Source organism: Bacillus sp. FSL K6-6540 (assembly GCF_038007545.1).
In genome coordinates, this window is record NZ_JBBOXH010000001.1 from 4266521 (window position 1) to 4279934 (window position 13414).

Consider the following 13414-nt stretch of genomic DNA (forward strand, 5'->3'; position numbering starts at 1 on the left):
TAGAGAAATGACAATTTTCGTTATCTAAACCGTTTTCTAATCATGACTTTAATGCTTGATATATCCGGTGATTGTTCCGTTTGCAGAACCCTTTCACATAACCCGTTGCATTCGGTACGCATACCGACATTCTCCAGAAAATACGAAACGGGTGCTGCTTCCGGCCGGAAACTTCTGCACCCGTTTCTGGATAAACTATAATCATAAACCGTTTTCGTTATCGAAGCGCTTTCTAGGATCCGAGCTCCGTCCCCGGCGCAGGCTTCATTTGCAGCTTGCGGTAGTCGCCCGGCGTCACACCCGACGTCCGTTTGAACACCCGCCCGAAGGTAATGGAGTTGGCGTATCCGATCTGCTCCGCAATTTCCTGTATCGAGAGGTCGGTCTGCGCCAGAAGCTCCTCCGCCCGCTTCATGCGCAGCTGTACGAGGAAATCCACGAATTTCATATCGTATTCCATCTTAAACAGATAGCTTGCATATTTTCCGGAAATCTGAAAACGGTCGCTCAGATGTTTCAGGGACAAATTCGGATCGTCAAAATGCTCTTCTATATAGTGCTTCATCTCGCTGATCATGGCACGGTAGCTCTTGGTTTCGCTAAGCGCAACATAGGTGCGGTAAATTTCCGTCAACTGATCGGTGATCCTGCTCTGCAGCTCCTCTAAGGTTGCGGCTCCGGCCAGTACATGCTCCCTCCCCTCCGACAGCTGGTTCCTCAGCTCGTCGGATAACACACCGACCTCCCGGGACAGCAGCTGAAGCATGCTGTTGACCAGAGAACGGATCGTATCGTCCTTCAGACGCTCTGCCTTGAATGAAACAAACATGTCCTTCAGACGGGTTCTCCAGCCTTCATTATTTAATCGGAAGTCCTTGACCAGCTCCGAAATTTCATTCAGGTAAGGAAGCAGGCGGCTTAAATCTCCCCGGGGCAGCTCGTCGCCGACCAGCACGGCATGATCGCCCATCGCCAGCCTGTGGCCGAGCGCCTCGGAGGCTGATTGGTGCGAAGCGCCTATTTCATGCAGCCCGGCAACCGTGCTGCCCAGCCCGAACCTCACCGACAAACGAAGCTTTTCCTCGACCCAGCTCCGACATTCCTCAGCTGCGCGGATCAGGGAAGCACGCGTCTCCTCCTTCACCTCCGTAAGCGCGATCAGAATGCCTACGCGGCTGCCGGCGATCCATTCAATCCAGCTGTTGAAGCCGGCATTGCGTGCAAGCTCCTGAAACACGTTCATCAAGGCAAACTTCAGCACGTTCTGGTCGCGGACGGTATGAACATCCTGAAAACCGCTGTAATCATTGATTTCACCGAGCAGGATGACGTAACCCGCGGGCTGTTCCAACAGCTTCATCGGCGTCAGCTCTGCCATCCGGGATAACAGTTCCTCTTCCGGCTTCTGCCCGCTGATCAGGTCCATGAACAGCTGGCTGCGCTGAAGCTGGAGATTCTCGTGCCGCTTTTTGTCATAGTCCATGGACCGGCTGATCAGGCTTTCAAGCGCACTATCGATCATGGAAAGCTCATCCTTGGCGGCCTGGGGCATGTTGAGCTGAATGGACTCGATGCGGTTCATCATGGCTTTGATCGGCTGATAATTCCGCCTGGTAACATAGACGATATAAATAACGGCAAGCACCACGGTTACGAAGCCGATCACGATCCAGATGTAGGACACGACCGACACCCAGGCATAGAGCTGCCCGACCCGGAGACCGCTTTCAAAAGTCCATCCCAGCTGATCCGATTGCAGCGTCGTCAGCACCTTGCCTTCTTTGGCCCGCTTATCCTCTCCGATTTGGGATGCTTCAAATATGAGATCTCCGCTGGAGTCCAAAATATTCAAAAAGGAAACGCTGTCATTTATCATCGGATTGATCATCTGCTCCACCCGGTACATGCTTACGTTAATGACGAGCAGCCCTTGGCTTCCGAAGGGAAGCGGCAAATTTTTATACATGGAGATGACCTGCTTTGGTTCGTTCTCCCCGAGTCCCGTCATGGATCGAACGGCGGACCACCCCCGGTAGTCGTGCTCTTTCACGGCAAACTCGATATAAGAACGGTCCGGAAAAGTCGAGAGCGGGCTTTGGCCGCTGGTGGTCAGCACCGACTGATCCGAATGACGGTATAAATAGACCGATTCGATCAGGTCGCTGCCCGATTGTAACCCGCGGAGACGTTTGACAAGCGAGTACATCAAATTTTGGTCGGATGACGGGTTGCTGAACAGATAGCTTGAGTATAGGGCACTCGTCTCCACTTCGTTCAGCACGTTCATCTCGATGGCGTTGATGGAACGATCCAGATCTTCCATAATAAAACGCGTGGAAATTCCGTTCGCCTTGGCTGCCTCTTCGCGCGAGGCCTCATTAAACATGATGAATGAAAGAAACACCAGGATCGTAATCGTGATGAGGAATATGGGAAAATAGGAGAGAAGCAGCTTGCGGTACCAGTTTTGCTGCAAAGAAGTCATTCCTTTCTCTTCCAGGTTAAGCGTTTTACTTATGCTTGTGCTATATTGTAGCATGTCCTTGTCCCTCCCTGGAAGAGGGCTGTCTTCGAAAGTAGGACGCTTATAAAGCATTAAAACGAGGACATCCATTGTTACAATAAAAAAAGCCGCGATGATCGCGACTTCTTCTATGCTTATGTTCACGACCCGCCCGTAACTGCAAAGCTATTCGAGCTCAGAGGCAGGATACGTTTCGAGTACTCCTCAGCCAAGATTAAACGCCCATTCCGTTCATGAACTCCGAGATCATGATTTTCCGTCCGGTCTTGGCGCTTTCCAATGCAGCCAGCACCATCGCCATGCTGTATACGTTGTCGCTGCAGTCCGTTTCCGGCTTGATGCCGGCTTCCAGTGCGTGAAACATATTTTCCAGGCAGCCATGATGTCCGGTCTTCGCCATGGCAGGCAGCGTGCCTTCGATCCGCTCATACTTCCGAATGAAGCTTCCCGATTGATCCCCTTCCGCCACGACCTCCGCATAGATCTCGTCATGTCCGTCCCAGATTGCCGTTCCCCTCTCTCCCGTGACGCGCCAGGCGGCTTCCCAGGAGGTTTGAGCGCCTTCGGCACACCAGGACCCGCGGTAATTGAACACGGAGCCGTCCGACATTTCATAGATGCATATCGCCATCGCATTGCCGGCGTACCAGGAACCGGGCGGGTTGAACTCCTGACAATATACGGATACCGGATCGGCTCCGCTGATCATGCGGGCCTGATCGAAGGTGTGAATGGCCATATCAAGCAGCAGGGGACTGTCCATCAGGTCCCGAAATCCGCCGAAATGCGCGCCAAGAAAGAAATCCGCCCCTATGAATCCAGGCTTTCCGATCGCTCCGCTATCGATCAAAGCTTTAAATGCCCGTATTCGCGGATCAAATCGGCGGTTTTGCATGACGGCATGGGTTCTGCCTGCAGACTCTGCCAGCTTCACGATATCCAGACATTCCGTCATCGATTCTGCTAACGGTTTTTCGCTGAATACATGACACCCGTGCTTCAGCGCAGCCGTGCTAATCCCATAGTGGCTGGCGGGAATGGTCACATCGAATACGATATTCGCACCGCTTGAAGCAAGTGCATCGTTAATATTGTCATACGTCGGACAGGAAAGACCGTGCCGATCGGCAAATGCCTTCGCGAAAGTCTCCTGAATGTCCACGAGACCCACGATTTCAACGTCCTCCCGCCCTTTTGCATAATCCGCCCAAGTATTCGCCATGCTCCCGCATCCCGCGATAACAACTTTAAACGCCGTGGTCATATTTCCATTACTCCCCCTGAATACGTCATCGTTTGATTAACCGCTTTCAATTCATTGCCTAGTGGTTGTAATCATTCCGATATTGGCTTAATGTAGATGAAGCAACTTCATTATAATGGCGATACACAACAATATCTCTATACAACCTTGTGCAATACCACTCTTATCTTGCGGTTCGAGGTGAATTCGTATGTCCTATCCTAGAGAGCTTCATGAGAATACCAGGCTTGGCGATAAGGCGTATCCCGTACAGGTATTTCATAACCTCTGTCCCGGTGCCAAAACGAAGGATTGCATCCTCTATCTCCACTGGCATGAGCATTTTGAGATCCTATGCATGCGCCAAGGGCGCGCCGTCTTCCATATTGATACCACCCCATATGACGTTAAGGCTGGAGAGTTCATCATCATCCCGGGCGGCAGTCTGCATGTGGGTTATGCCCTCGAGGATGGCGATGTGCGGTTTGATTGCGTCGTGGTGAATGCATCCCTGTTTAACGATTCTCTTCATGATCCTGTTCACTCGCGTTATGTCGCTCCATATATGGAAGGCCGGCTGCGTTTTCCCGTCAAGCCTGCGGAGAGTGACCCGGCTGGCGCAGATTGCTATCCGCTGCTGGATGAAGTCATTGAAGAGCTTGCCGTCCGCCGACCGGCTTATGAGCTTATTGCCAAGTCGAAGCTGTACACCCTGTTCGTTCTGCTGGCGCGCACATTCATGCCTGTACAGCTCGCGGAGAAAACGCACGAGCCTTATTTTGCGAATCGGGAGCGTTATAAAAAGCTGATACAGCATATCGAGAACAACATCGGCGAGAAATTGCCGGTGGAGGCCGCCGCTGCGGAAGTCGGTTTGAATCCGTTTCATTTTTGCAAAATGTTCAAGCGTTTAACGGGCCGCACCTTCGTGGATTACGTCAACCTGACCCGGATGAATGAAGCGGAACGGCTGCTTCGCGAAAGGACGTTGACCATCACGGAAATTGCCGGCATCGTCGGCTGCAGCAACCCGAATTATTTTACCAAGCTGTATAAACAGTACAAGGGCATGACGCCTTCCCAGGCAAGGATGATATAAAGCTGCGAGTGATACTGATTCCTTGGCTGTATTTCAAGCTGCTCCCCTGCTCGATGATAAATTGGCACCATGCATACTCCTTCCTATTAGCAGAAATAAGACTCAACTCCAGCAAAGGCTGCTGTATGTTGAGTCTTTTGGCATTCGTTATCGCATCGGCGCTACCCCGCTTAATACGCCTTGGGCACCTCCACTTTCCTGGTGTTCCCGTCCTCGTTCGTGAAATAGATATGAACCCCATGGTCCTGATCGTCCAGAAAATACGAGACGTATTTACTCTCATCCACCTTCATCGGCACCAGGAGAGTCGCGATGCGATGGCTTGAAGCTGACTTCGTCTCCGCATGCAGATGCCACTGATTATCCAGCCCTTCGATCTCTTCGGGATCGACGTTGGTGAATTGATTATGCTGATTCAGCGATAGATCGCCTGAGGAGCAGTACACGAATCGCCCCTCCATCTCCGCTTTGCTGCCCATCACTCGGAAGGTCTGCCCCGACAGCTTCATCCGGTTCAAGGTATGGAACAGCCACTCGATGCTGGCTGGCTTGGCAAGGTCCACCGTATCCAATATCACAACATAAGATTCGTCGAAGAAATAGATTTCGCGCACATAACGCTCCAGGTAGGGGACATTCGCCCGATAGGCCTGCGTTGCGTTCATGCGGGCATACCCGAAGCCTGCTGCAGCGTCGACTTGCTCCACCCTGCCGCTGGCCTCGATGCAGAGAACCTTGTCTTTTCCCGCATACTGACCATGGCCATCGATAAGAATATTATTCGTGGAATGTGTCTGCCTACGCCAGTTCATATGCATCGTGCTGCCGAAGGCGATATAGTACCCGCTCTCGATCGCCAGCGGCTCGCCGTATGCGTGCAGCAGGAAGCCGTTCTGGTCACCGTGACTGTGGCTCATCGAGCCGTATCGGCTGCTCTTCGCAAGCAGCATGATGTGTTCATCCGGATCATCCATCCGGTGATGCATCGCCACCCAGTCAATATCGCGGAACCATTTGACGGATTGAATGGCCCCTTCATTGGATTCCGAAGCGTCCGATAAGGCAAAGGGAACGGTATCCGATGGAGGAACGGCTTCCACCTGAGGAAAGTCATGCCGATACAGCATATCGTCAAACCGGAAATCCCACCAGCCGTAATTATAAAATTTGGAGTCGGCATCCGTATCCGATTTGGCCACTTGTTCGAAATACCATTGATACAGCCCGTTTCCCGTAATGCCTGCAAACTGGCGAATATTGAAGGCCGTCTTCAGGCTGACAGGTTCTCCGAGGTAGGACTGGTCGCCGAAGCTGGCCCGAATCGTATCCGGACTGCTGCAATATAGCGGAAAATCGCCGGTGCGCCCGAAAAACGGACGTATATAAAAATCGATCGCTACGTAATTGCGGATGAGATTGAGCGCATCGATCACGAATGCCATGCCGGTTGTCCAATAGAGCGGCCCTTCTGCCCAGCCCCCGTCCTCTCCGCCCCATGGGGAGTAGAGGCAGGCGTAGTATTCCAGCGTGTAATCCAGCCATGTCCGCGCGCTCGCTTCTTCATGAAGCAAGGCGATGCAGGCTGGGACCAGAGCCGAGGATAACGAACGAACCGCATGGCTGTCGTAAGGGACATGATGGATCTTCGAGCGCTCCATCACATGGAAGGCCACCTGCTCGGTACGGCGCAGCAAGGCGCCCCTGACGAGATCAACCTCCTCAGCGCCGAGGTAATCGTGAAGCCAGTCGTACCCCCAGGCAAGCGCCCCGACCATGCGGAAAGCGGCTTCATCGTTGTAATCGCGGGACGTTGTTCCCTCCGTATCCCAACGGGCCGCGTGGAGCAGCCACGTTTTCGCTTTGGCTATCAAAGCATCATCCTGCAATATAACTCCTGCCACGCTTAAATGCCGGACGGCATAGAGCGTTTCCTGGCAATCCATGTACATTTGTCGCCACAGCTTCGCGACGCGCTTGTTGCCCGGATAACGCTCCGGTTCCGGGATTAGCGGCTTATTCACCCATGGAAGGACCGATCTCTCGTAAAAGGCCTGCCAGCCGCAGTAATCTTCATCCTTGCGGAGACCTTCCCGGAACGCCTCAATCCCCTTTTCGTCCAACCATAACCGCGGATGACCGGTATGCGTGCGTTCGTACCTTTCCGCTCTGCCAGGCAGGGGAGTCTCGGGCAGCCCCTCCGGGACATGAAACATTCGGGATTGACTCCAAGAAGAACGGTTATGCTCCAAGTCCGCGGTATCCTCCACTTGCTCACCGGTCAGCAAGGCATAGCGCCAATAATAAGTACCCGGCTCCAGCGGTCGATCCGGAGTGTATAAGTTATAGGGAATCGGCGATATCGTCGTCGTGGCCCCCGTTTCATACGAGGGTGAAGTCGAGATCTGCAGCATATAACGGTCGTCCTCAAGCTGTCCCGGCATCCAGGTGAAACGGGGAGGATTCTCGAGAAGCTTACTCCCTTCGTCCGGTTGATACGGCACGGACAATAATCCGCTTTTCGGTTCAAACAAGGTTTTCATCGAGCACCCTCTCCTTCAACCCGTTGTTGGTCATTGTAAAGCTTCTTGTCGTCCTCCCATCCGACAGATGGAGCCAATCCCCGTCCGCAGCATGCGTCCATCGCAAGGATATCGGCTCATTTCCGGCACGATAAACGACGATGAAGCGGGCTTTCGAATCCAATCGTTGAAGCCGGATTCCTTCCATGGGACGGCTGGGATCGTCAGCAAGCCCAGGTGATTCCACTCGTGAGCATACCGTTCCTTCAAAGGTGGCAAAGGATGCTACCGCAAGCGCTCCTGACTCGTTAGCGATATGAAGGTCAACCTGCATACCGTCTCTGGACCATACATTAGAGGAGCGCTCTTTTACGTATGCGCGTCCGTCCTCGTTTCCCGGTTCCGCCGACCCGCTGTACTGAACCTCATCCGAAGCTTGGCGAAGCTGCCCTGTGCCGACGTAATGAAACCACCAATCCACGGCGGCCGGTTCATCCAATTCCACTTCGAACCAATCCAGCAGCCAATCTTCCGCCATGATCAAATGCCGGTCCAGAATGCCATGATCGTAGGCTTCATCGGCCCGAACCCAAATATAGGAACGGTTTGGAGCGGATTCATACCGCATGCATTTGCCTTCGGCCGGATTCTGCGAGCGGCCGCCTACGGAGACGGTGTTGTGGCAGGCAGTATGGGGGTACCATTCCTTTTTCAGAACCGATCCATAAGGTACAGTTCCACGATCTGGCGAAAGAGGCTGATCCCCGGCATGAATCATCAGATTCAATTTATCAAAGTGACCATGCGAACCGCCATGGGGGCCAAAATCAATCAGCGCTTGAAGGCCTTGGGGATCGTTCGTCCTTAACAGGGCGAACCCGCTGTGAGGAAGAAAAACGGAATTACGCGATTCGCCGTCGGCATGATTTAAGTTACCGCCTGCGATCCCCCCCGCTTCATGAGCTGTCAGATCACGATCTGCTTGCATAGCGTCTCCCGGTCTTGGGACCTCACGGGTGACCTGTACTTCGATAATATCCCCCGTTTCCCATATCTCGCCCGATTTCAACATAGGCGAGTTCCTTATGCCGGGAGCCGCCATACCGTTTCGGCCATCCCATGATCCCGTGCCGTACAGCAGTGCCTCCAGCATGCCGATTCTGCCGGCTTCTCCATTCAGTTCCCGATATGCATGGCCAAGCAATCGTCGATAGCTCTTATCCCCAAATACGGATAAGCCGATCTCCGCAACTTCCGCAATTTCTCGCGCGAATGGGGCCCTGCGATAAGGACCATCGTGAAGTGCAGGCAAGAAGCCGTTTGGGTCTGATAATCGAACCAGGACCGATAACATTCCCTGCATGCATTGGCCTTGCTCCCCTCTCAGGGAAAAAAGCTCTTCACCAACCCTGCTCCCCATTTCCGCAGCAATCAGGTAAGCACGGAGCACGAATACGTGATAGTAAATGCTGCCTTCAAATTCAAGCTGATCGGGCTTGACGGCAATGGTGAGATGATGGCGCAGCCCGCCTTCCTGCTCAACCAGCTGCTTCAGCTTCTTCGTTTCGCCTTGCACCGCATAGATACAGAACAAAGCGGCGATCAGCCAAGCGGTATAGTTGTTCTCAGGATTTCCGCGTTCCCGGGACAAAATATGATGATATTCCGTCATGCTGCTCTCCAGCATGTGCAGGAACCGGTCAATCTTCCGAAGATCCGCCTCATCAATCCATACGCCCTCATCCCGCAGAAGCAGATATCCACGAAGAAGCGTCGTTGCCCAGATGGCTTCGGTTAAAGCCTGATGGAATGCTCTCCCTTTCAGCATCCATGGCTGCGCATCCGGGTGGACAGGATACAGCGGAAATTGCTCCGCATATCGAACGATCAGCCTTTTTCCAAGATCGGCGTAAACCTTCTCCCCCGTGCCCGCATAGACGGCGGCGGATTGCAGAGCATATCGGGCCATGGCCTGATGCTTGAATACCAGCCATGCTCCCCGATACGGTTCTCCTTCCCATTCGCAGCCATACGGACAGCGAAAGGTGCTGCCGTCGGCTTCCAGAGGATCAAACAACAGCTCCGTGTGATGTTCGGGACAAACGAATTGGTGCCACCAGCCGCCGGGCTCGAGGGGAACATCCAGCTTCCGGTTAATTACTTGGTCCAGCTCGGCCTTCAGGATATCGATCGTTTGCACGCCCCACGCATACGAGTTCAGCTTCGCCTTCACCTTCATCCAATCCCTCATCGCATGAACATGCCGCCGTTGATTTCGATCGTCTCACCTGTTATATAAGAAGACAGCCCCGAGACGAGAAACAACACGGAGCCGGCGACATCGTCCGGCGTGCCTTCTCGCCCAAGCGGAATGCCCTGAATGGTAGCTTTGCGCGCATCATCCGGGGTAAAGGTCGCGTGAAACGCCGTTTGCCCGATAAAGCCCGGGGATACGGCATTCACATTAATCCCGCTTGAAGCGAGCTCCTTCGCCAAGCCTTTGGTAAAGCTCAGGACGGCAGCCTTGCTCGCTGCATAAATGCTAGCACCCGGTCCGCCGCCGTTGTGCGCCGCCACGGAGGTCATGTTCACGATGCGGCCTTGACCGGCCGCTTTCATCCCCGAAATGACCGCTTTGCTCACGAATACCGTGCTTTTCATATTGACGTCCATGATCTTGGCGTAGAGCTCCTCGGTCATTTCCGCATTTGCCAGCCGCTGGACCAAATGCCCCGCATTGTTAACCAGAATCGTTACCGGTCCGCCAAACGCCTTTTCCACTTCCGCCACAAGCGCCTCCGCCTGTTCTGCTTGCGCAACGTCTGCGCGAAAAGCATGGGCTTCGCCGCCAAAATCTCGGATCTCGGCAACGGCCTCTTCGGCAGCCTCCTTGCTGTTCAGATAATTCAGCGCTACCTTGGCTCCGCTTCTCGCCAGCATGATGGCAACCGCCCGACCGATTCCTCCGCTAGATCCTGTGACTAAAGCGACGTTACCCGATAGATTGATTTGCATGTTGATCCCTCCTGATTAGGTTTGCAGCTGTTTCAGCCTGTTTTCTTGCTCACATTTTCTTTCCATTCGCGGCATCGTCATGACGATGCTTGTGCCTTGACTCGGCGAACTATGAACCGTTATCCCGTACGCTTCGCCGTAAACCATCTGAATTCGCCGATGGACGTTCACGATGCCGATGCCGCCTCTGCGCCTGGCGCGTTTCCCCTCTTCATCATCGACCAGGCGGTTTTCCTCGAGCCTTTTGCGCAGTTTATGAAGCTTATGGTCCGCAATGCCTGCCCCGTTGTCCTCGACAATGACCAGCAAATTGTCTCCGTCGACTCTCGTATCAATTCGAATGTAATGCCACGCCTCGATTCCTTCCGGAAAGGCATGCTGGAAAATATTCTCCACAATCGGCTGCAGGGAGAGCCTGACCATCTTCTCCAACAGGAGCTCGGGCGGCGTTGCCACCTCGATCTCAAAATCGCGCCCGATCCGATGCTTCAAGATCATCATGTAATGCCGCACATGGTTCAGCTCGTTGGCAATCGTGATTTCCTCCAGATTGGTCTGAATGGAATATCGAAGCATGAAAGCCATGGCCTCCACCATGTCCGAAATTTCGTCCGAATCCTGAACGATCGCGTAACAATTGATCGTTTCCAGCGTGTTGTACAAAAAGTGAGGATTAATCTGCAATTGAAGCGCCTGAAACTCGGCCCGCTGGCGCTCCAACTGGATGTCCTGCAGCTCCAGCTGCGTCTTCTGATTGTGGAGCTCCGTGTCGTATACCTGCTCGATCATGTCGGACAACCGGCTGACCATGAGATTGTAGCTGTGGATCAATCCCCCGATTTCATCCTCGCGCGGTTTCACGTCGGTGATGTGCGTCCAGTTCCCCTTCTCCGTCTGCCTCATCCCGTTCTTCAAATTGCGGATCGGATTCACGATCGATTTCCCGAATCTGTATGCCAGAACGAGCGCAATGAACAAGGTGACAAAGCCTACGATAATGGTGGTGGAGCGGATGCCCGAAATCGGCGCCCGGAGCTCATCCAGCGGCATCATAATGACGAGGCTCCAGCCCGAATATTCGGACTGGCGCGAGATGATCATCGCTTTCTCGCCTAATACCGGTTCAATGAAGCGATGATCGCCCTTGGCGATAATGCGCTTCGGCAGGTCCGTGGTCGTGATTCCCTCCATATCCACGTGCTCTGGGGCATAAACGACCTCGCCTTCACGATCCAGGATGAAAAAGAAACCCTGTTCCCCCAGGTCGACGCCATTCCATAAACCCGAAAGCTGATCTTCATTGAATTCTACTGCAAGCACGCCTTTAACGTCGTAGGAATTCATTCCACGGATTTTGCGGGCAACCGTAATGACGTTGTCGCGATCCTGTTCCAGCAGGCTGGTCTTCAAGATGACGATCTCCCCGTTCCCCGGCGTCTTCTCCGTCAATTCACGAAGTCGGTCCGACGGATCGATCGACATGGCGGAGAAATTCTGGTTCTGATCGAAAATCGAACGGCCATGGAACCCCAGAATATACATCATATGGGTCTGCGTGGGGTATTGAATGAAAATCTTCTGAAAGACATCCTTTCGGATGAGATGGGTGAACCGGTAATGCTCGTAACTGTCGCTGGGGTCCATATCCAAAAATCGTTTCACCGAATCCTGCAGCAAAATCGTATTGCTGATCCGCTCGAACATTTTCAGCTGATTATCCGTTTGCCTTGCGGCGTTCGTGATGACGGTGGTCATATACTTCTCGACCTGCTCGTCAATCGCTTCGGATGATTTCATGTAGAAGAAGACGCCGACCGTGGTAAGCGAGAACATCACGACGATGAAGAAGTACAGGAAGATTTGACGGGACAGGCTCTTACGCATCATTCGATCCCCAGCATCTCCCGGTATTCGGAAGGGGTGTAACCGGTGACCTTCTTAAAGGTTTTGGTAAAATGGGGATGATCCGCATACCCCACTTCGAACGAAATGTCCGTTATTTTATAATGCGGAATGGCAAGGAGCTTCTTCGCCTTCTCCATTCGTTTCTTGATCCGGTAATGGACAAAGGTCTCGTCCGTCATCTGCTTGAACAGCTGGCTGAAATACGACGGGTTGAGTCCAAGCATGTCGGCCACCTCATCCAGCGAGAGATTGCGGGACAAGTTACGCTCGATATAGGCTTTCGCTTCCTCTACAGGCTCCTTCGCATTTCCTTTTCTCTTCTCGCGTATGAGTTTCACCGTCTGATTCACGGCCAGACGAAATCTCTCGAAATAATGATGGTTCCCTCCGGGCGCAGGCCCCGATATTCCCGTCATGCGTTCGAACGAATATACGTCCCTGCCGTTTAACTGCTTGATCAATTTCGCGTACAGCTCATCCAGCAGCTCCTGAAGCTGGATCGATTCGAACCGGCGCTCATTGCAATAGTCCTCGATTTCCTGCAGCTTCATCTGGATATCGTTCATTTGCAAATGCCATACGGCCAGCTCGAGCTGCTCCAGCCAATCCTCCAGCTTGGAAAGCGGAAAATAGAACCGCTGCTTCTCCTGCATGGATATTCGATCCGCCATCAATTTGTTCATGGTGTTATGTACCACCGATTTGGTCACGGGCTTGAGCAGATATTCCTTAACCCCATACGACATGCATTTCTGGGCGTATTCGAAATCGCCGTAACCGGAGATGACAACGACCGTGATATCGCCGTATGTTTCATATAACTGCTTGCTTAACTCCAGGCCGTCCATCTTGGGCATCTTGATATCCGTAAATATGAAGTCCGGTCGTGCCGTCTGGATCGCTTCCAATGCTTCCATGCCGTTTCCGGCCGTTTCCGCTTGAATCATGGCCGGATCCGTCTGCGTGATCAGTTTCGCCAAGCCCATCCTTATCATAGGTTCATCATCAACGACCAGAATGCGGTACATCACCTATTCCCCTTTCAAAACAGCGAGAGTAGTTTAGCTTTAGCAAGATACTCCTCTGCTTGGACAAGCAGAGGAGTCATT

General features: G+C 53.0%; 8 protein-coding genes. 1 reads left to right on the forward strand and 7 read right to left on the reverse strand.

What is annotated here, in order from left to right:
* Positions 1 to 232: 232 nt before the first annotated feature.
* Positions 233 to 2539 carry a helix-turn-helix domain-containing protein gene (locus MHH82_RS18685; protein ID WP_251496737.1) on the reverse strand — a complete coding sequence of 769 codons (2307 nt, stop codon included), beginning with the start codon at positions 2537 to 2539 and terminating at the stop codon, positions 233 to 235.
* A gap of 199 nt (positions 2540 to 2738) precedes the next feature.
* Positions 2739 to 3788: a Gfo/Idh/MocA family protein gene (locus MHH82_RS18690; protein WP_015735893.1), complete on the reverse strand. Its 1050-nt coding sequence runs from the start codon at positions 3786 to 3788 to the stop codon at positions 2739 to 2741.
* A 190-nt stretch (positions 3789 to 3978) separates the two neighbouring features.
* Here MHH82_RS18690 and MHH82_RS18695 point away from each other — a divergent pair, with 190 nt between their 5' ends.
* Positions 3979 to 4866 (forward strand): helix-turn-helix transcriptional regulator, encoded by an 888-nt coding sequence (locus MHH82_RS18695; protein ID WP_015735894.1) that lies wholly within the window; start codon positions 3979 to 3981, stop codon positions 4864 to 4866.
* Positions 4867 to 5036: 170 nt separating this feature from the next.
* Here the strand turns inward: MHH82_RS18695 and MHH82_RS18700 are convergent, their stop codons facing one another.
* Genes MHH82_RS18700 through MHH82_RS18720 form a run of 5 tightly spaced genes read right to left on the reverse strand, consistent with a single transcriptional unit; the run spans position 5037 to position 13333 of the window.
* A complete protein-coding gene (locus MHH82_RS18700; RefSeq protein ID WP_251496746.1) occupies positions 5037 to 7406 on the reverse strand; it encodes a DUF4962 domain-containing protein in 2370 nt (789 codons plus the stop codon).
* The gene (locus MHH82_RS18705) at positions 7390 to 9624 is read right to left on the reverse strand and encodes a heparinase II/III domain-containing protein (RefSeq protein ID WP_340967309.1); all 2235 of its coding nucleotides are present in this window, start codon (positions 9622 to 9624) and stop codon (positions 7390 to 7392) included. Before MHH82_RS18705 ends, MHH82_RS18700 begins: the two co-directional genes overlap by 17 nt.
* Before the next feature lie 8 nt (positions 9625 to 9632).
* A complete protein-coding gene (locus tag MHH82_RS18710) occupies positions 9633 to 10400 on the reverse strand; it encodes an SDR family NAD(P)-dependent oxidoreductase (protein ID WP_015735897.1) in 768 nt (255 codons plus the stop codon).
* Between the two features lie 15 nt (positions 10401 to 10415).
* A complete protein-coding gene (locus tag MHH82_RS18715) occupies positions 10416 to 12287 on the reverse strand; it encodes a cache domain-containing sensor histidine kinase (RefSeq protein WP_015735898.1) in 1872 nt (623 codons plus the stop codon).
* A complete protein-coding gene (locus tag MHH82_RS18720) occupies positions 12284 to 13333 on the reverse strand; it encodes a response regulator transcription factor (RefSeq protein ID WP_340967312.1) in 1050 nt (349 codons plus the stop codon). Before MHH82_RS18720 ends, MHH82_RS18715 begins: the two co-directional genes overlap by 4 nt.
* Positions 13334 to 13414: the final 81 nt, after the last annotated feature.